Genomic DNA, 18,133 nt, shown 5'->3' with positions numbered 1-18,133 from the left:
CCTTAGCTTCAATTGTCAAGGGATGAATATGAGCTTTTCCGCAACTACGGAACCGATCAGCACCGCAATGAACAGGAATGAAATGACTGCAAGAACAAATTTGGTGCGGAATGCGGAGAACAGCATCAACGTGCTTTTCAGGTCAACCATAGGACCGAAGACAAGGAAGGCGAGAAGCGCGCCGGGCGTGAACAGGCCGCTGAAGCTTGACGCTACAAATGCATCCGAGGTGGAACAGAGAGAAAGGGCGAAAGCAAGCAGCATCATAAAGATATGGGAGATGAAGGGCTGGTCGGTGATGGATGTGAGCAGTTGCCGGTCCAGGACGGTTTGCATGGCCGCGGTGATCAAGGCGCCCATGATCAAATATTTGCCGATATCGAAAAACTCGTCCGATGCATGGGCAAACGTGGAGGCGATCCGTCTGCGCAGCCCCCCATGCGCCTCGCTGTGGTTATGGTTGTGGGTATGACCGGCATGGAGATGTGAGGCAGCCGGCGCTTCCCGCAGCGGATTGCTGCGGAGAAAACGGTAAAGCAGCAGGCCAAGCAGCACGCAGACAACTAAAGTAAGACCCATTCGCGAATAGGCCATAACAGGCTGGGATCGGAAAGCCGTGTAGGTCGAAGTGAAGACGACGGGATTAATGATCGGTCCGGCAAAAATAAACACCATTCCTATATATGCGGGCATGCCCTTGCGGATCAGACGGCGTACGACGGGAATCATACCGCATTCGCAAAGGGGGAGCAGCAGACCCAGCAGGCTGCCGAACAATACGCCAATTACCGGGTTTTTCGGTGTGAGCCGGACAATTGTTTGATCAGAAACAAACACCTGCAGCAGCGCCGAGAACAGCACCCCCAGGAGAATGAACGGGAATGCTTCGAGGATGATGCTGATAAACAATATTTTGAAAGCCTGCAGCGACGGATTGGACAGAATCAGATCCGTCAGGCTGTCCCGGCTCCAGATACGTGCAATCAGTACCAGGCAGCAGACTGCAAGCAGCGGCGTTCCCCATCTATAGATGTATTTCAACGGATAATCCCCTCCTGCTTAAACCTGTCCATGTTATACAATATGCAGGCTTGGCCTTATACAGACCCTCCCTAAATCCCTCCTAAGGAGGGACCCCAAAGGGGGCCGCCCCTCTGGACACCCGGAATGGAGTAATGTGGGCGGTTCTCACAAGCTTACTAGTTATTGCGTGCAAAGCTCGTTTACGTCCCATACGGACACACTCTAAATTAGGCGCTCCCGGGCACTCGTGCCCCGTCGGGGCTTGAATAACGTATGGGAGACAGAGGCGCTTTCCCCATTGAATGGTTCGTATCCTCGTTTTCGTCCCATACGGGACACACTTTACCTTTGCATGAAGACAGGGCATGGCCGGCATTTTGTTTTTATTTTCCCAGTAGGAAAATAAAACCTGCTCCGGCTCATGTCTAAGTTTCCTCTGGTTCCCAGAGGAGACTAGAGAAAGGGGGAGGTACACGTTCATACTCACAGCAGCTGCAAACGCGCCACAGGCACACCAACGTTATTCAGGGACGAAAGTCCACAGGTGACACGCGAGCGGGTCATGGAAGTGTGTCCCGCGAGGGACGAAAAACGATCCACGAGAAGAGGTAACTATACGCCGATTCTCTGTCACGCCTACGTTAATCTATATGCCGGGTGTTCAGAGGGGCGGCCCTCTCTGGGGTCCCTCTCTGGGGTCCCCCTCAGGGGGATTTAGGGGGGAATCAGAAAGCATGGAAGTGTGTCCCGCGAGGGACGAAAAACGATCCACGAAGGGAGGCAGCTAAACACCGATTCTCTGTGCCACCTACGTTAATCTTTATGCCGGGTGTCCAGAGGGGCGGCCCTCTCTGGGGTCCCCCTCAGGGGGATTTAGGGGGGAAACAGAAAGCATGGAAGTGTGTCCCGCGAGGGACGAAAAACGATCCACGAGAAGAGGTAACTATACGCCGATTCTCTGTCACGCCTACGTTAATTTATATGCCGGGTGTCTAGAGGGGCTGCCCTCTCTGGGGTCCCCCTCAGGGGGATTTAGGGGGAACAAAAGGAGGTTGACAATTATATTCAGAGGAGTATAATCAGCGTAACTGCAATGATGGGAATAAGTAAGCACAGATGAACGCTTCAGAGAGCCGGTGGGTGGTGTGAACCGGTGCATGTGTCTGATGCTGAATGGATCCCGGAGCCGAGATGAGGAAGCGAGCGTACGATCGTGGGTATGCATCTCCGTGTTGTTCCGCGTTAGGGAACCAGAGGTTTGTTCCGTTCGCTATTTTTTATAAGCGTCTGGAACGACAAATTAGGGTGGCACCACGGTCTTCGTCCCTTTCGGCGGAAGGCTTTTTTGCGTTCCCAAAGAAACCGGAATTAGAGGAATAAGAGGGACAATTTAACAAGTGCGCCCGGAATTAGAGGAATAACAGGAACAATTTATCAAAAGCGCCTGGCGCTTCATGACGATAACAGGAGGTTTTCAAGATGCCGCGTGTTCTATCCGGTATTCAACCGAGCGGCCAATTAACGCTCGGAAATTACATTGGCGCTCTGCAAAATTTTGTGAAGCTCCAGCAGACCCATGAATGTTTCTTTATGGTCGTGGATTTGCATGCTATTACAGTTCCCCAAGAGCCAGCCGCGCTTCGCGAGCAGACGGAGTCCGTTGCCGCGTTGTTTGTAGCGGCCGGGATCGATCCGTCCAAAGCGAGTGTTTTTGCCCAATCCCATGTTCCTGCACATGCCGAGCTGGGCTGGTTGATGACGACTCTCTCCTCAATCGGCGAGCTGGAGCGAATGACGCAGTTTAAAGACAAATCGACCGGCAAGGAGTCGGTCGGAGCGGGATTGTTTGTTTATCCGGCTTTGATGGCGGCGGATATTCTGGTCTATAATGCAGATCTGGTGCCGGTTGGCGATGATCAGAAGCAGCATCTGGAGCTGACACGCGATTTGGCTCAGCGCTTTAACGCGCGATTCGGTGAATATTTCACCATTCCGGAGCCTTATATCCCGAAGGTTGGGGCCCGCATAATGTCGCTAGACGACGCATCCAAAAAAATGAGCAAAAGTAATCCGAATCCGGCCAGTTTTATTGCGCTGTTGGATCCGCCGGATGTGATCCGCAAAAAAATCAGCCGGGCTACGACGGATTCCGGCCGGGAAGTCCTGTTTAATCCTGCCGAAAAGCCCGAGGTGAGCAACCTCATGACGATTTACACGCACTGCGCGGATATCAGTTTGAGCGAAATTGAAGCACGCTATGAAGGCCAGGGCTACGGTGCGTTCAAGAAGGATCTTGCGGAACATGTCGTCGCCAAGCTGGAGCCGCTGCAAACCCGTTATGCCGAGATTCGCAGTTCGGGGGCGATCCACGATATTCTGAAGCAAGGAGCAGATCAGGTATCGTCAATTGCCAACCAGACCGTTAGGGATGTCAAGGAGCGGATGGGTTTTATTCTCCCCCGCTGAAGGAAGCCGTCTTTATTGGAAAGACGTACAGACAAATAACGCCGCAGCAGGGTGCTTACCCTTGCTTGCGGCGTTTCATTTTGGCGCTGACAACGAATCCGAGACCAATGCTGCAAATCATGAGAACAAACAAGAGAGCTGCAATCCATCCATTGTAGCTGATGGCAATAGCGGTTGCGCTCATAAGAAGCACAGAAAATACGGCGAAAAACAAAGCAATTGATTTGGGCATAATTGGCAATCTCCTTGGAAAAAGAAATTCTTGAAGTTAAGCATATTCTTCTTGCTATCGTATCATAATAAGCTTGCAACACACCATTGTTAGAGGACGAAAGGAGAAATTCAACATGGCAGGACAATCTCGCAGCAGCAATACATTGGTCGTACCTCAAGCAAGCGCAGCCTTGGATCAAATGAAATATGAGGTTGCTCAAGAACTTGGCATCCAAATTCCACAAGACGGTTACTATGGCAACATGGCAACTCGTGATGCAGGTTCGCTTGGTGGTTATATCACCCGCAAACTTGTACAAATCGCTGAGCAGCAACTGTCCGGCGGACAATCGCAAAACCGCTAAGCCTAAGGCAAGCTGTTTTCGATTTAAGCATCAAGCTCAAGGGAAACCTTGGGCTTTTTCTATGCCTGATTTTGCTTAGAGGCATAGGACCCCATGCGAAGGGCCCCCTCTATTGTGCAAGAAGGGGCCCTCAACCGTCAATGTCAATATGTGTTCATTCTAAGCCTTTTCTGCAAGCGGTCCTCACTAAGCCAGCCTACATAGGAGCCAAGGGTATTGAATTCATGGTCCATCAACAACACGCCAACAAAAGGGTACTGCTTGCGGTGACGGTAACGGACATCCGACCATCTAACCTCATAGCCCCACGAATGCTCCTTCACTTCTGCGCAGGCATACGAGGTGAAATAGAGGAAAGCAAAGATCGACGGATCATTCCGCGACGCCTCGATTGCAGGATGCTCGGTGCCTTTGGCGCGGTCTACCCAGCGAAGCTGCCCGCGGCGGAAATCACCAATCAGGTACAAGCCATCCTCACGTTTTTTGACCACATTCCATTCATGTATCGATACCGTCGGGATAAGAATATAACGATCGCCCTCATGACAATCGGTATCCAATTCCCGCATCCGTTTTGTCAATAGACGATGGGCTACAGTCCGCCAAATATAATATACAACAAGCACACCATAGAGAAACGGGAAAATAAAAGCAGGATCCGCCAATTGAAGAGCCCAGATCAGAATCGCGATCACATGCGTTGTGAAAATAAAGGGGTCAAAAATATGAATAATATTCCAGGATATCCATTTTTCTGTAAACGGCCGCATCGCCTGTGTGCCGTACGTATTAAATAAATCGACGAATACATGGAGCACAACGGCCAGCAGCACCCAACCCCCGAGATGGAGCATCGGAATACTGAAACCGAAGAACGTTTGAATCAGAAGTGTGATGAGCACGGTCCAGATAGCGATGGCCGGCAGCGAATGCGACAGACCCCGATGATTTTTTATATAGACGGCATTGTTTCTAAGTCTTAAGAATCCATCAAAGTCCGGAGCTTGCGATCCCACAACCGTACCGATGAGAACGGCGGCATAGATCGTATGATCGGAGGCGACGACCGGGTCGATGGATGCGAGCCCAGCAAGTCCGAGCCCCATGACCAAATGCGTCCCACTATCCATGAACATTCCTCCTAAAAGGTTTCTGCGGTGGCTTCCAGGTAACACATCAGGTAAGAGCAGAAAACTACATCGGAAGCGTAAACTTAAGGTTTCTGCGGTGACTTCCAGGCAACACATCAGGTAAGAGCAGAAAACTACATCGGAAGCGTAAGCTTAAGGTTTCTGCGGCGACTTCCAGGCAACATATCAGGTAAGAGCAGAAAACTACATCGGAAGCATAAGCTTAAGGTTTCTGCGGCGACTTCCAGGGCCTTTATCGGTTAAAGCGGAAAGCGGTTTGTTGCAAAGTTTTCAGTTGTTTTTATTCGGCCATAGTTGACATAAATCCGATGATGGCAAACATGCGTTTTCAGCAAGCGGCCAGCTAGGTTGCGCCTTCCCTGTAGCATACACCAAGTTACCTGTAAATGCATCTGTACCCTTATAAAATGGGCAAAAAACTGTCAACAGGGCCAAAGGTGAAAAGTGGTATACTTCTATATTGTACGTATAAGTATTTTCTGAATCGCGGGTTCTTATAACGAAAGGACGAATTTAGATGCATATTTGTTTCGTGGAATATCAAATTAGCGAAGACCATGCGAATGAATACCGGGCATGGATGAAGATCCGGCAAGCGGAAAATAGCGGATTTCAGCTGTTTGAAGGGACGGATCAGCCGCTGCTTTTTGTGGAGGTTTGGGAAGCCCCGGGGGAAGAGGCGGCGATGGCCATAAAAAAAGAACGCTGCAGTGAGCGTTCTTCCTGGCATGCGATGGTTAAGTGGGTTCCCCGGGGAGCATCAGGCATTCATGCCTGGACTTTCCGCCCCATTAACGGCTAAGCATAGGCGAGCCCGAGCCCGTCATTCCCGAGCCTGCTGTAGTGGTCACAGGAGTGGTGTTCGTAATGGTCTGACCCTGGAAGGTGTAGGAGTAATTGATTGGACCGTCAAAGGTGACATAATCCAGGTTGAGTGTAAGCAGCAAATAACGCATGCCTGTGGTGGGGTCGCTGATAATGATGTGATCGCGTCCTGCGGCTTCGATAATACCCTTGAAAATCTTGGCGTTCCATTCGCTGTTATTCTCGTATGTCATATAAAGGGTCGCCATTTTACCGCGGTTCATTCGAAGTATGTTCTCTACGTAGGACTCCTCTGTGACCGGAACCGTAACAATATTGCCTCCAGCCGGTGTCACAAATGAGCCGTTGGGCACACTGGGAGGCATTTGCCCGGATGCCATTGGCATTTGCATAGGCATTTGCATAGGCATTTGTGCTGGCATTTGGTTGGTTGCAGCCATTGTTTGAGCAGTCTGCGGGTAAGAATAATGTTGACCATAATTATAACCGGGGTAGACTCCGGCGCCTGCAGTATTTCCATCTCTGTAACCGTACCCGTAACCGAATCCGTTTGACATGTTTTATTGACCTCACTCTCATGGTTTCATCCAAGCAGGGACTCTAAATTTTCCTCGCGCCAAAACAAAGCTAATAAACAGTCGGACAATCATCCGGCGTCGGAGCGAAAAAGCAGTGTGCTCTGAAGATGCCGACGTTTTGTTGATCGAACCAGGTATCCGGACAGCCGGCCGCTCGCTTGGCGGAAGTACCACAGTGCATTGGTTGCCGGATGCTGTCGTTCGCCATTGATGGCGCGTTTTGCAAGCCTGACTTCGCCCGTCGCGGGCCCCTTGCTAGGAAATATCCTTTTTATGTGGCCTCAAAGCCGCCGGGACTTTGGAACACCATCTGCATGTTGCGGATATTCCGGAAATCGATGCAATTGCCCAAAATACGATTGACTCCCACATTGCCGACCATCAGCATGCCGAGGTCACCTTCACCCTCCGCTTCAGCGCGCATTAATCGGGCCAGCAGCCTGACGTCTTCGGAATTTGTCTTTAGACTGCCATCTCTGAACCATCCCACTTCCTTTCGCTCAGCTGGGCGTTTACCTACAATGACAGTGTATTGAAAAATGGGCGGAAGGGTTCCATATTTTTTTGAAATGCCGTTACGTGCACGTTTGGGATGCAGCGCAAGTTAAAACAATGGGATTTGAATTCATGTTTTGTCAAGCGGTGTCAATATAATGAACAAGAGCCGCGAAGATTGTCTTCTGCTTGTTTTTTCGGTATGATTAGGACGGTTTATAACACAGATGATGGGCGATGTACGCCCATAATGGGATCGGAACGGGGAGGCTGGCTGTGCTTAAAGAATACGTGGCCTTAACAAAACCGGGCATCATACGCCTCAATGCGTTTGCAGCGTTCGGTGGGTTTTGGGTTGCTTCTAAATGGGATCATATTGACTGGCTGTTGTTGATTTATATGCTCGTCGGCTCGGCGCTAACCATGGCATCAGCATGTGTCATCAACAATTATTGGGACAGGGAGCTTGACAAGAAGATGGAACGGACCTGCAACCGGGCGCTTCCGATGAAGCGCCTGAACCCGACAAATGTGCTGATCTACGGGATCGTGCTCGGGATTATCGGGATTGCTGTACTGTTCATTCTTGTTAATCCCTTAACTGGCTGGCTCGGTCTTCTGGGCTTGTTTGTTTATGTGATTATATACACAATGTGGCTAAAAAGAACCTCCACATGGAGCACCTCCATTGGCGGGATCTCCGGAGCGATGCCTCCGGTAATCGGTTATTGCGCCGTTACCGGTCAGGTGGATGCCGGGGCTTGGCTGCTGTTCGCGCTCTTGTTCCTGTGGCAGCCTGCGCATTTTTGGTCGCTTGCGATCAGGCGGGTCGAGGAATACCGTGCTGCCGGTTATCCGCTGCTGCCGGTTCTTAAGGGAATCAAACGCACCAAGCTGCAAATGATCCCCTATACCCTGCTGCTTGTTCCAACGGGCATTCTGATGTACACCTATGATTACACCGGAATCTTCTTTCTGATTATTTCTGTCGCCCTGGCGGGCTTCTGGACGGTGCATACCATGATGGGGTTATCTGCAACAGACGACACCAAATGGGCGAAAACCAATTTTTTTATATCGATCAACTATTTGATGATCGTCTTTCTGGTGATGATACTGGACACCAACGGCGTCGGTTAAGAGGCCTGGGAATTATGTAATGGGGAGGAACGAAGACGGATGAATTTTGTTCGGAAACATGCTTTTAAGATTGCCGTTCTGGCGCTATGCGCAGTGATGGGTACTTATTTATACCTTTCTTCCACAAAAGCGGATAAGCCTAATCTGGATCAGAACTACAAAGCGCCAAGCTTTGAGCTCACGGATCTGGATGGGGGCAAGGTATCGCTGGAGAATACGAACGGCAAGGTGCGTGTCATATATTTCTTTTATTCCAATTGTCCGGACGTCTGTCCGCCGACAACCTATCTGATGACTGAAGCTCAGGACGAGTTGAAGAAAAAAGGCGTGTTCGGCAGTGAAGTCGAGTTCCTCTCGATTACATTCGATCCGGAGCGGGATACGACAGAGGCGATCAGAAAATTCGCAGGCAAATTCAATGTGGATGCGGCAGGCTGGAAATTTTTGCGCGAGGATAGCGAAGAAGATACCAAGCAGCTGATGAAGGGTTTTGGTCTTGGCTTGGTCAAGGATGCGAATGGTTATTTCACTCATTCTGATGCGATCACCTTTGTAGACCGGACAGGAAATGTGCGCAAGGCCATTGCGGGATCCATTACGGAGACGCAGGCGGACGAGATCGTGAAAATCGTTAATGCGCTTGTGAAGGAATAAACGAGATGGAAATATTTTGGTCTGTATTATGGAACAATGTGCTCCCGCTGTCGGTTATGATTGCCATTGGCGTCACGCTGCAGCGGGCTTTTTCTTTGGATATCAAAACCCTCTCCAGGCTTAATTTTTATTTGTTCTCGCCAGCTATCATTTTCAAATTATTATATACTACGGAAATATCGCTTGAGGTTATCGGCAATGTGCTGCTGTTCTTTCTTGTTTTTATGATCCTGCTGTTCGGCGCAGTGGAAGCGGTTGTAAGGCTCCGGCGGCTTGAAGGGGGCATGAGAGGGGCGATGCGCAACAGCGTGTTGTTCTACAACAGCGCAAATTATGGGATTCCGCTGAATCAGCTGGCTTTTGCAGCCAATCCCTTTACGCTCTCCGTCCAGGTTCTCATTATGATGATGCAATCCCTGATCCCCAACACTTGGGGGATTTACAGTGTTAATGCGCACAGGAGCAGCGGCCGCATGATTGTGAGAACGATCGCAAGGCAGCCGGTTATATATGCGATTCCGCTTGCTTTTCTGATGCGCGGCTTTGACATTCCCCTGGCGGGATTTCTGGCGACGCCCCTGGATTATTTGGCCGATGCGTTTACCGGAACGGCGCTGATTACGCTTGGGGTGCAGATCGGCAGCATGCGCTGGTCCTATAAAGGTCTGATGCTGAAGGATGTGTTGATCTCTTGTGGAACGAGATTGATTATCGGGCCGCTTCTCGCCCTGCTGGTCGTATGGATGCTCGGAATTGAAGGCATTATGGCTAAAGCGCTGATCGTCTCCTCCGCCGTTCCGACCTCGCTGTCCAGCGTGCTGCTGGCCGTTGAATTTGACAATGAGCCGGAGTTCGCTTCACAGGTGGTATTTGTGTCCACGGTGCTGAGCATCATCACGGTTACATTCGTTATATTTGCACTGCGCATTTGAGCAATCATTGATCTTCTTTGCGCCAGGGAGCGGGATCTGGGGCGGGGTATATAATGTACGATTCGAGTCCCGCTTTTTCGAATTGTTCAATTAAGTATTCTTGCGGGGTTTTCTCTACACCGGGATACCCTTTGCGGGTGTGAATATGCTCCCCATCAGGAAAGGTATCCCGCAGCATGCCGCGAATTCGTTTGCCGGACGAATCATTATCCGTGAAGATATAAACCTGCTTGTCCCCTACCTGGCGGCGCAGCTTCTCCAATTGGTCAGTCCCGGGCGTGCCGTAGGTGCAATAGATGAACACCTCCGGGCTCAATACGCGCCGGATCCGGCTGCGGTCGTTCTTTCCTTCCACGATAATAGCGATGTCCATATCATGCTTCACCTCTTACGCCATTGTAACCGATTGACTTGAGGAAATAAAAAAAAGGAAGGCATTGCCCGCAGGCAACACCTTCCTTTTGTTTGAGGAGAAGGTATACAGGATTAGTACCAGCATCCACATACGATAATAACGAGCAGGATAAACAATACAAGAATCGCGCCAGTTGAGGTAAAGGCACCACCGACATTGCCGTATCCACCGCGTTCAACACTTTCAGACATTGAGAAGTCACCCTCTTTCGCATTATCTCCAGGGAGATTGGCTTGCTTGTGGGTAGGAAGCGTAAGCCATCTGCCACGATGTATCCTATGCCTATAGAGGCCTGTGGCCCTGTGCCTTTACCCAGTTCTTGAAAAATGGGCTGAGTTTCTTCCTGACCGTATGGTGTAGAAGGGGAGCACGGACACGGCGAGCATCAGGATGATAAAAGCAATATAGTAAGGGGACACATAATTGCGCAGTTGTCCGGCAAGCATGGGGCCGATAAATGCGCCGATCGAGAAGGCGATCGAGAGGATAGAGAAGGTGCGTCCGTATTTCAAGCCTCCGCTAAGCTCGATTAGCAGGGACGGGATGGCCGGGAAAATAATGCCTTTGGCCATACCCAACATCAATAACAGGATATAAAAAGGAAGGGGCGCTCCGGCGGCGATGGAGAAATAAACCAGGGCCAATGCAAATGCGCCCCATAAAGAACGGATAAAAGGCGAGTAACGGTTCAGGAAAAGCATACTGAGCGTAATCAATGCCCCAAGGCTCACAACGGAGAAAAGCAGCCCTGTTGTCATCATGCCTTCTTTGGTAGTAGACATGAGGGGCAGCTCAAAAGAAAGGATACCTTGAGCACAAGCCATTGCAACGGGCAGGATGTAGATAAGCCAGGGAACCGTCGGCGTGGCGGGTTCATCATTCTTTATCGGCACATGCTTGGAGGGGGAGGCAGACACGAGATCCTTGTTCTGCTTCCAGTTCGTCGGCAATTCCCGTATGAACAGCATGGCACAGGCAGCGGTGCCGATCAGGATCCAGCCAAGCACATAGAAGGCGGTTGTAAAACCAATCTGGGCAACCATAAATGCGCCAGCCGCAGGAGAAACAACGGATGCCAGTGTGTGGATCAGCCCGTTGCCGGCCATCAGCTTGCCCTGCTTGACGCGGTCCGTTGCAATTCTGGCAAGCAGCGACATGCAGGCAGGGGACAGGAAAGCAAGCACAAAGCCGCTTACGGATCGCAGGACAAGCAGCTGCCAGGGATCAGTGACCTTCGATTGGAGCAGCAGAATGCCTCCCGCCGCGGCCAGGCTGAATACGATGAACAACCGGCTTCCATAACGGTCAACGCCATAACCTGCGATCACATTCCCTGGCAGATGGGTGAGTGAATACATGCCCATCATCAGCCCGATAAAGGAAGGCGCCGCACCGATGGATACGGCAAAAGGAGTCAGGATGGGATATTGGGCGTGAAGATCAAAAAAAGCGACAAATAAAAACAGATACAGCCAGATTGCGGTTCTCACAATGTTACCTCCTCAATCGCGCTTTTCATAACCACATGTTACTACTTGTACGCTTGGGCAAGCCCGGTTATGTCAGGGCGGATGGAGGTGGGCGTTGCTCTGAAACTTTTTCCGGATTTATTCGTCTTATGAAGGGGATGGAAATACGACCCCGCTACAAAAATTCATAAGGAATACGCTGGTTTACGCTTATATTCGCATAAGGTATAATGTTTTGTGTTCAGACTTTTCAAGGTATATAATGGGGGAATCGGCGTATGGGATTTGATTTTAACTACGACACAGATACTTGGATCCAATTCTTGAAGGACAACTGGGTTATTCTGCTGATTGCGCTGGTGGTCTTATTTATCGTCATTCGGATTGTGAAGACGGTTGTCAAATGGTTGATTGTAGCCGTTATTGTGGTGGGATTGGTCCTATACAGCGGTTATACCATGGATGATCTGGCTTCGCTCAGCACGAAGGTAACCGAAAGCGTGAAACAGGAAGCTATTACAGCGATGGCTGGAGAAGCCAAGGATGCTACCTATACGTCCAACAGCGACGGCACCTTCACCATTACCACCAAAAACCTGGAAATGCAAGGCAAGCCGGGGGACAACGAAGTGAAGGTTTCGTTCCGAGGCGCGCCGCTTGGCACCTGGAAGATCGATGAAACTATCCGGGCCTTGATTGAGACAGCAAAGAAAAACGTATAGAACCTACGTTATCACGGCGATTTCTCGCGAAAACGCCAAGGATTATGCTTACGAAGTGGCGTTTCCCTTCGGGAAACGCAAGGTTTAGGCTTACGAAGTGGCGTTTTTTCGAAAACGCCTGGATTATGCTTACGAAGTGGCGTTTTCCCTTCGGGAAAACGCCTTAGGGGGAAATGTATGAACACATGGGTTCACGCTTTGCTGAAGCCGGAGCCAGTGGCGCTCATGGTTCTACTCGTTTTACTCGGATCGCTGATTCAGGGAATGAAGAGAGGTGCGTCCGGTTCTGCGAGGCGCCTTTTCTTTTTTATATGGCAGGCAGCTGCCGTCATTCTATCCTTGCTGCTTGCCGGAAGGGTAGCCAAATGGCTTTCCCCTCTGCTGAAGAACCGTCTTATTCAAAGCGGCATTGAGGTGCCGCAGGAGCAGCTCGGCGCCTGGAAGCAGCTTTGGTATACGCTGGTGACCAGCCTGCGGGACTTTGAGCTGCTGCGCCTGGGCGTTCTGTTCCTGATTTCTTATCTCCTGCTGCGGATGCTGCTGGGCTGGCTGGAGCCGCTGTGCGGACTGTTGTTTCAGACGCTCGCGAATTCCCGCGAAGACCGCGGAGAGGGCAGCGAGAAGCTGCTCTCCAAAACGGCCAGCCGCACGACGGGGGCCGCAATCGGGACTTTGCTGGGAGCTGGCCGGGCCTTTGTTATCATTGCTTTCCTGTTTGTTTATGTCACCGTCATTCCGGGCGGCCCGCTTACGGAATCCATCCGCGCGTCGGCTTTCTATAATAAAACGGCTGACGAGCTGCTGGATCCGGTCGCCGGAGATGTGCTTCGTCGCGGTCCGGTCTTCACGGAAGCGGTGGGCGTAGAGTTCCGCCGCGTGCTTCAGCGCAAATACGAAGTGATCGACGCAAACGTGCCGGAGGATATCGGCCAGGCAGCGGCAGCCGTCACGTCCAAAGCCAAGACCGATAAGGATAAAGCCCGCGCCCTGTATGATTGGGTAGGCTCGCGCATCGCATACGATTGGGACAAGGCTGACAATTATGAGCAGCATGGCATATGGAAAGAGCAGACGCCGGTCGACACCTTCAATACCCGCCTGGGGGTATGTATCGACGTCGCTCGACTGTATGCGGTCATGGGCCGTTCAGCCGGTCTTGAGGTTCGTGTAGTTACCGGACAGGGGGCAACCGGCTCAGGTTACGGTCCGCATGCCTGGAATGAGGTCAGGCTGGCCGACCAGGGCGGTATATGGATTCCGCTTGACGCGACCTGGGCGTCGTCAGGCGACTGGTTTAACCCGGATGGGTTCTCCCGTACCCATATTCGCGAAACATAGGGATTATGAGAGGAGGTATTGCAGCATGCAGGAGGATCCGCAGAAGCGGGCGATATCAAACCGGAGGCATTTTGCTTTCCGGTTGAACTTATTCTTTTTCGCGACTTTCTTTCTGTTTAGTGTCCTTATTGTCCGTTTGGCGATATTGCAGTTCGTTGAAGGGCCTTCGCTGAAAGAGGAAGAGGTCAGCAGGGCGACAACCAAAGTGCTCATTCCGCCTATTCGGGGCAATATATACGATTCAAGCGGTAACCGCATCGCTTATTCCACTTCGACGCAGTCGCTCTACTACAAGATCGAGCCCGGGAATGAGGAGAAGGTGAAGGAAAAGGCAATTGAAGCCGCCGCGGCAATGTTCAAGGCATTCAAGGATTATGGCGACCCGGCTGTCTCCATGACGTTGGATCAGATCATTGCGAACATGGACCTGGATCATAAGAAAAATACCTATGAAGTGCCAAGGCGGATCAAGGCGGGACTCACCAATAAGGAAATCGCCGTCTTTCTTGAGAACACGGACAAATATCCCGGAATCGAGATTCTGGAAGAAAGCATCCGCCATTACGATAAAACCACCTTTGCCGTGCAGCTTGTCGGTTATTTGAAGAAATACAGCGGCGGAGCGGAAAATAATCTATACAAAAACAAAGGAAATATCACAGACCCGCTGCTGCAGTATCTGCCTGCGGAGGATGTCGGCTTCGATGGTCTGGAGTATATGTACCAGGATGTGCTGCGCGGCAAGAACGGGCTGAAGCTGTACCCGGTCAATGCCGCCAGAAGGATTATCGGACCTCCTGCCATCACCAAGCCGGAGAAAGGCGATAATTTGTATTTGACGATTAACCGCGAGATCCAGGAGAAGACGGAGAAGGCGATCACCGATCAACTGCATTATCTTCAGACCACATACACCTCTGAGCGTCAAGAACAGGCCAAGACCGGCTATGCGGTCGCGATGGAGGTCAAGACGGGCAAAGTGATCTCGATGGCCAGCATGCCCGATTACGATCCTAATATTTGGGAAGGCGGGCGGATCAGTACGGAGGATTACGACAAGATCAGCACCGTGCTTCAGAATGGTACGATCAGTCCGGTTATCGGCCCGTATAAGGATAAGAAGGAGCAGAACAAGCATCCTTCCTCTATCGTATATCTGGGATCTGTGCAAAAGCCGTTATCTGTCCTGATAGGGTTGAATGAGAAGCTCTTTACGACAAGTTCTGTTTATCAGGATAATGGAGCGTTCTATTATGGGCAGGAAGGCAAATACCGCCGGAAAATCGGAAATGCCCAAGGTCATGCCTACGGTTCTCTGGATCCTGCCAAAGCGATCCAGAAATCTTCCAATCCATTCATGGCCAAGATGATAGGGAACGCGCTGTATGAAAGAGACGGCAAAAAAGGTGTGGATCTTTGGGACCGCTATGTGAAAAAGTTCGGGCTTGGCGTTTCGACGGAAAGCGGCTTGCTGAATGAAAATACCGGCGTTATCGGCTACTATCATGAGCTTGAAGTGGCCAGCTCGCAGTCGGCCCTTATTTTAGCTTCCTTCGGTCAGATGGGGCGCTACACAACATTGCAGTTAGCCCAATATGCGGCTACGCTTGCCAGCCACGGTAAGCGGATGAAGCCGCAGTTCGTCAACAAGATCGTCGACAGTGAGGGCAATATCGTGCAAGGCTTTGAACCGAAAGTGCTCAATACGATTGAATTTCCCAAAGCCTATTGGAATGAAATCGAGCGGGGAATGGCAAATGTCAGTGTCAATGCCTTTAAAGATGCCCCTTATAAGGTGTTGAGAAAAACAGGGACCTCCGAGCAGCAGGTAGCAGGGGGGAAGTTCGTTGATAATGCAGTATTTATCGCGTATGCTCCTGCCGAGGATCCCGTTCTGGCCGTTGCTGTTGTTGTGCCGGAGGGCGGATTCGGGTCGGCCGGTGCGGCGCCGATTGCCCGTAAAATCTTCGATGCTTATGATGAAGTCATTGGTCTGCACGGTGTTCCGACCAAAAAGCAGGAGGACCAGGCCAATACCGCAAACACAGGAAACGAAGCGGGAAATTAACAAGATCCAACATTAACTGTACAAGATCGGGTAGCGAACGGTTGAACAGAACCTTATATAATAGTAAAAGAGGCTGTGGGAGTTTTGGTTCGTTGGGGCGTTTGATGCTGTCCGGTTTGGAAGTTGGCCGGAATGTGCTAAACTTGAAGCAGCCGTAAGACAGACTTGTTTTGAACAAGTCTGCGGGAAGAAACTGCCTGTTTGCAGACAGAACGGCGCGAGCTGTTTTCGTTTTCTCTGCTTGCGCCCAAATGAAAGCTGTTGGTGCAGAAGATTTGGGAGGTACGGATGGAGAAGATCAAGCTGATTGCGCTGGATATGGATGGGACGCTGCTGAACGAAATGCAGGAAATAAGCAGCGAGAATCAACAATGGATTCATAAAGCATTGGATGCCGGAATTACGGTTTGTTTTGCAACCGGACGAGGCTTCCAGAGCGCTTTGCCTTACGCGGAGCAGCTTAAGCTCGACACGCCGATGATTACAGTCAACGGCGGCGAAATCTGGCGCAGACCCCATGTGCTGCATAAGCGCACGCTAATGCCGGCCGCAACAATTCGCAGGCTCCATGAATTGGCGCTTCAACACAAGGAAAGCTGGTTCTGGGCTTATGCGGTAGAAGGCATATTCAATAAAGAGCAGTGGATAGAGCCGGCCGACAATTATGACAGCAAGCACTGGCTGAAATTCGGTTATTTTAGCGAGGATGCCCAAATGCTTGCCCGGATTTATAAGGAATTCTCCACCTGGGGCGGCATGGAAATCACCAATTCATCAACGACCAACTGGGAGCTGAATCCCGAGGGTGTAACCAAGGCCAGTGCGCTCCGAGAGCTGTGCAGTGTACTCGGCATCGAAATGTCGCAGGTGGCTGCTATGGGCGACAGCCTGAACGATATTGCCATGATCCGCGAAGCCGGCCTTGGCGTTGCGATGGGGAATGCTCAGGAGGTTGTTAAGGAAGCGGCGGACGCAGTAACGGTAACGAACAACGAGCATGCTGTAGCGCATCTGATCCGGGATTTTGTACTGAAGGGGTGAAGAAGCTGTGGAAATCGCCGGTTGGATACTTGTAATCATTTTGTTTGCGGTTGGTATGGCCGGAGCGATTTTCCCCATCCTTCCTGGTGCGCTTGCTATCTATGCCGCTTTTTTCGTTTACGGTTTTTTTATTTCCTTTCAGCCCTTCGGTTTCTGGTTCTGGACGATCCAGACGTTGATTGTGGCGGCGCTGTTTCTGGCCGACTATGCGATCAGCGCATGGGGTGTGAAGAAATATGGCGGAACGCGGGCTTCTATTATCGGCAGCACCATCGGCGTCATTGCCGGACCTTTCGTTATCCCGGCTTTCGGCCTGCTGCTCGGACCTTTGCTTGGAGCTGTAATTGGCGAGCTGATCGTGGGTTCCGATTTCAAGAAATCGTTGAAGGTCGGGTTCGGCGCGGTTGTCGGATTATTTTCCAGTACGGTTGTGAAGATCATCCTGCAGGTTGTGATGATCGTGCTGTTCTTTATTTGGATCTAAATTAAATTTTGGAGGCGAAAATTATGGTCAAAGTGACAGTCTGGAATGAGTTTCTGCACGAGAAGGATAGCGAAGAAGTACGAGCGGTTTATCCGGACGGCATACATAATGCCATTGCAAAGGGGATTGGGACCGATGGTTTCGAGGTCCGTACGGCTACAATGGACCAGCCGGAGCACGGCTTGACGGAAGAGGTTCTGGACGGTACTGATGTGTTGGTATGGTGGGGCCATAGAGGCCATGATCAAGTGGACGATGCTATAGTCGACCGCGTACATGCTCGAGTTCTGGGCGGAATGGGCCTGGTCGTGCTGCATTCCGGACATTTTTCGAAAATTTTCAAGAAGCTTATGGGTACCGGTTGTGACCTCAAATGGCGCGAAGCCGATGAGAAGGAGCGGATCTGGGTTGTGAATCCGGCGCATCCGATCGCTGCGGGCATTCCCGAACAGTTCGTGCTTGAGCGCGAAGAGATGTATGGCGAGCATTTTGATATTCCGGCTCCAGACGAGCTGGTGCTTGTCAGCTGGTTTGAAGGCGGAGAAGTGTTCCGCAGCGGATGCACGTTCTTCCGCGGACAAGGCAAAGTGTTCTATTTCCGTCCCGGCCATGAAACATATCCAACCTATTATAACGAAAACGTACTTCAAGTTATCCGCAACGGAGCACGCTGGGCTGCCCCATCCAATGCTGCAGCACCCATTCGCGGCAACCATAAGCCGCTCGAGGAAATCAAAGCGAAATAAATTTTTAC

At 51.0% G+C, this 18,133-nt stretch carries 19 protein-coding genes, 1 pseudogene and 1 other annotated feature; of the genes and pseudogenes, 12 read left to right on the top strand and 8 right to left on the bottom strand.

Features of this window, described 5'->3' with window-relative positions; all coding sequences use genetic code 11:
• Positions 1-15: 15 nt before the first annotated feature.
• Positions 16-1,041: a permease gene (locus IEY46_RS18100; protein ID WP_188993329.1), complete on the bottom strand. Its 1,026-nt coding sequence runs from the start codon at positions 1,039-1,041 to the stop codon at positions 16-18.
• Between the two features lie 1,066 nt (positions 1,042-2,107).
• Positions 2,108-2,354 (top strand) — a binding site (T-box leader).
• Between the two features lie 148 nt (positions 2,355-2,502).
• Between IEY46_RS18100 and trpS the strand changes: the two genes are divergently transcribed.
• Positions 2,503-3,489 (top strand): tryptophan--tRNA ligase, encoded by a 987-nt coding sequence (gene trpS, locus IEY46_RS18095; RefSeq protein ID WP_188993328.1) that lies wholly within the window; start codon positions 2,503-2,505, stop codon positions 3,487-3,489.
• Between the two features lie 55 nt (positions 3,490-3,544).
• Here the strand turns inward: trpS and IEY46_RS18090 are convergent, their stop codons facing one another.
• Positions 3,545-3,721, bottom strand: a complete 177-nt coding sequence (locus IEY46_RS18090) for a DUF5325 family protein (protein WP_188993327.1) — start codon at positions 3,719-3,721, stop codon at positions 3,545-3,547.
• Positions 3,722-3,836: 115 nt separating this feature from the next.
• Between IEY46_RS18090 and IEY46_RS18085 the strand changes: the two genes are divergently transcribed.
• Positions 3,837-4,067 carry an alpha/beta-type small acid-soluble spore protein gene (locus tag IEY46_RS18085; RefSeq protein ID WP_188993326.1) on the top strand — a complete coding sequence of 77 codons (231 nt, stop codon included), beginning with the start codon at positions 3,837-3,839 and terminating at the stop codon, positions 4,065-4,067.
• A 143-nt stretch (positions 4,068-4,210) separates the two neighbouring features.
• On the opposite strand, the gene IEY46_RS18080 is transcribed toward IEY46_RS18085, so the two are convergent.
• Positions 4,211-5,197, bottom strand: a complete 987-nt coding sequence (locus IEY46_RS18080; protein ID WP_188993325.1) for a metal-dependent hydrolase — start codon at positions 5,195-5,197, stop codon at positions 4,211-4,213.
• 538 nt (positions 5,198-5,735) lie between these two features.
• Here IEY46_RS18080 and IEY46_RS18075 point away from each other — a divergent pair.
• The gene (locus IEY46_RS18075; RefSeq protein WP_188993324.1) at positions 5,736-6,020 is read left to right on the top strand and encodes a hypothetical protein; all 285 of its coding nucleotides are present in this window, start codon (positions 5,736-5,738) and stop codon (positions 6,018-6,020) included.
• On the opposite strand, the gene gerQ is transcribed toward IEY46_RS18075, so the two are convergent.
• Positions 6,010-6,600, bottom strand: coding sequence for a spore coat protein GerQ (gene gerQ / locus IEY46_RS18070; protein ID WP_229750349.1), 591 nt, complete (start codon positions 6,598-6,600; stop codon positions 6,010-6,012). The two genes, IEY46_RS18075 and gerQ, sit on opposite strands and share 11 nt — an antisense overlap.
• Positions 6,601-6,670: 70 nt before the next feature.
• A pseudogene (locus IEY46_RS18065) lies at positions 6,671-7,045 on the bottom strand (cell wall hydrolase).
• 347 nt (positions 7,046-7,392) lie between these two features.
• Between IEY46_RS18065 and cyoE the strand changes: the two are divergent.
• The 3 genes from cyoE to IEY46_RS18050 are packed head-to-tail and all read left to right on the top strand — an operon-like array spanning position 7,393 to position 9,842.
• Positions 7,393-8,256, top strand: a complete 864-nt coding sequence (gene cyoE / locus IEY46_RS18060; RefSeq protein ID WP_188993323.1) for a heme o synthase — start codon at positions 7,393-7,395, stop codon at positions 8,254-8,256.
• Positions 8,257-8,295: 39 nt separating this feature from the next.
• On the top strand, positions 8,296-8,910 hold the full coding sequence (locus IEY46_RS18055; RefSeq protein ID WP_188993322.1) for an SCO family protein: 615 nt from the start codon (positions 8,296-8,298) through the stop codon (positions 8,908-8,910).
• 5 nt (positions 8,911-8,915) lie between these two features.
• Complete coding sequence (locus IEY46_RS18050; RefSeq protein ID WP_188993321.1) at positions 8,916-9,842, top strand: AEC family transporter; 927 nt, start codon at positions 8,916-8,918, stop codon at positions 9,840-9,842.
• A gap of 4 nt (positions 9,843-9,846) precedes the next feature.
• Here IEY46_RS18050 and IEY46_RS18045 read toward each other — a convergent pair whose 3' ends face one another.
• The 3 genes from IEY46_RS18045 to IEY46_RS18040 form a co-directional block, all read right to left on the bottom strand.
• Positions 9,847-10,215, bottom strand: a complete 369-nt coding sequence (locus IEY46_RS18045) for a toprim domain-containing protein (RefSeq protein ID WP_188993320.1) — start codon at positions 10,213-10,215, stop codon at positions 9,847-9,849.
• A gap of 113 nt (positions 10,216-10,328) precedes the next feature.
• Positions 10,329-10,448: a YjcZ family sporulation protein gene (locus IEY46_RS36415; protein WP_229750348.1), complete on the bottom strand. Its 120-nt coding sequence runs from the start codon at positions 10,446-10,448 to the stop codon at positions 10,329-10,331.
• Positions 10,449-10,565: 117 nt separating this feature from the next.
• The gene (locus tag IEY46_RS18040) at positions 10,566-11,747 is read right to left on the bottom strand and encodes an MFS transporter (protein WP_188993319.1); all 1,182 of its coding nucleotides are present in this window, start codon (positions 11,745-11,747) and stop codon (positions 10,566-10,568) included.
• A 257-nt stretch (positions 11,748-12,004) separates the two neighbouring features.
• Between IEY46_RS18040 and IEY46_RS18035 the strand changes: the two genes are divergently transcribed.
• The 6 genes from IEY46_RS18035 (at position 12,005) to IEY46_RS18010 (ending at position 18,125) form a co-directional block, all read left to right on the top strand.
• Positions 12,005-12,448 (top strand): hypothetical protein, encoded by a 444-nt coding sequence (locus IEY46_RS18035; RefSeq protein ID WP_188993318.1) that lies wholly within the window; start codon positions 12,005-12,007, stop codon positions 12,446-12,448.
• Positions 12,449-12,625: 177 nt separating this feature from the next.
• The gene (locus IEY46_RS18030; RefSeq protein WP_188993317.1) at positions 12,626-13,786 is read left to right on the top strand and encodes a transglutaminase domain-containing protein; all 1,161 of its coding nucleotides are present in this window, start codon (positions 12,626-12,628) and stop codon (positions 13,784-13,786) included.
• A 25-nt stretch (positions 13,787-13,811) separates the two neighbouring features.
• Positions 13,812-15,854 carry a peptidoglycan D,D-transpeptidase FtsI family protein gene (locus IEY46_RS18025; protein WP_188993316.1) on the top strand — a complete coding sequence of 681 codons (2,043 nt, stop codon included), beginning with the start codon at positions 13,812-13,814 and terminating at the stop codon, positions 15,852-15,854.
• Positions 15,855-16,142: 288 nt separating this feature from the next.
• Positions 16,143-16,895 (top strand): Cof-type HAD-IIB family hydrolase, encoded by a 753-nt coding sequence (locus IEY46_RS18020; protein WP_188993315.1) that lies wholly within the window; start codon positions 16,143-16,145, stop codon positions 16,893-16,895.
• 7 nt (positions 16,896-16,902) lie between these two features.
• Positions 16,903-17,379 carry a DUF456 domain-containing protein gene (locus IEY46_RS18015; protein ID WP_188993314.1) on the top strand — a complete coding sequence of 159 codons (477 nt, stop codon included), beginning with the start codon at positions 16,903-16,905 and terminating at the stop codon, positions 17,377-17,379.
• Positions 17,380-17,402: 23 nt separating this feature from the next.
• A complete protein-coding gene (locus IEY46_RS18010) occupies positions 17,403-18,125 on the top strand; it encodes a ThuA domain-containing protein (RefSeq protein WP_188993313.1) in 723 nt (240 codons plus the stop codon).
• Positions 18,126-18,133: the final 8 nt, after the last annotated feature.

Origin of the sequence: Paenibacillus nasutitermitis (assembly GCF_014641075.1) — a bacterium.
Classification (GTDB): domain Bacteria; phylum Bacillota; class Bacilli; order Paenibacillales; family Paenibacillaceae; genus Paenibacillus_Z; species Paenibacillus_Z nasutitermitis.
The sequence above is the reverse complement of the archived record's forward strand: the minus strand, read 5'-3'. Positions and strand labels throughout refer to the sequence as shown.

Coding starts and splice junctions, on each gene's coding strand:
- trpS (WP_188993328.1), top strand. CDS start 2,503: ATGCCGCGTGTTCTATCCGGTATTCAACCGAGCGGCCAATTAACGCTC.
- IEY46_RS18090 (WP_188993327.1), bottom strand. CDS start 3,721: ATGCCCAAATCAATTGCTTTGTTTTTCGCCGTATTTTCTGTGCTTCTT.
- IEY46_RS18085 (WP_188993326.1), top strand. CDS start 3,837: ATGGCAGGACAATCTCGCAGCAGCAATACATTGGTCGTACCTCAAGCA.
- IEY46_RS18080 (WP_188993325.1), bottom strand. CDS start 5,197: ATGGATAGTGGGACGCATTTGGTCATGGGGCTCGGACTTGCTGGGCTC.
- IEY46_RS18075 (WP_188993324.1), top strand. CDS start 5,736: ATGCATATTTGTTTCGTGGAATATCAAATTAGCGAAGACCATGCGAAT.
- gerQ (WP_229750349.1), bottom strand. CDS start 6,600: ATGTCAAACGGATTCGGTTACGGGTACGGTTACAGAGATGGAAATACT.
- IEY46_RS18055 (WP_188993322.1), top strand. CDS start 8,296: ATGAATTTTGTTCGGAAACATGCTTTTAAGATTGCCGTTCTGGCGCTA.
- IEY46_RS18050 (WP_188993321.1), top strand. CDS start 8,916: ATGGAAATATTTTGGTCTGTATTATGGAACAATGTGCTCCCGCTGTCG.
- IEY46_RS18045 (WP_188993320.1), bottom strand. CDS start 10,215: ATGGACATCGCTATTATCGTGGAAGGAAAGAACGACCGCAGCCGGATC.
- IEY46_RS36415 (WP_229750348.1), bottom strand. CDS start 10,448: ATGTCTGAAAGTGTTGAACGCGGTGGATACGGCAATGTCGGTGGTGCC.
- IEY46_RS18035 (WP_188993318.1), top strand. CDS start 12,005: ATGGGATTTGATTTTAACTACGACACAGATACTTGGATCCAATTCTTG.
- IEY46_RS18030 (WP_188993317.1), top strand. CDS start 12,626: ATGAACACATGGGTTCACGCTTTGCTGAAGCCGGAGCCAGTGGCGCTC.
- IEY46_RS18025 (WP_188993316.1), top strand. CDS start 13,812: ATGCAGGAGGATCCGCAGAAGCGGGCGATATCAAACCGGAGGCATTTT.
- IEY46_RS18020 (WP_188993315.1), top strand. CDS start 16,143: ATGGAGAAGATCAAGCTGATTGCGCTGGATATGGATGGGACGCTGCTG.
- IEY46_RS18010 (WP_188993313.1), top strand. CDS start 17,403: ATGGTCAAAGTGACAGTCTGGAATGAGTTTCTGCACGAGAAGGATAGC.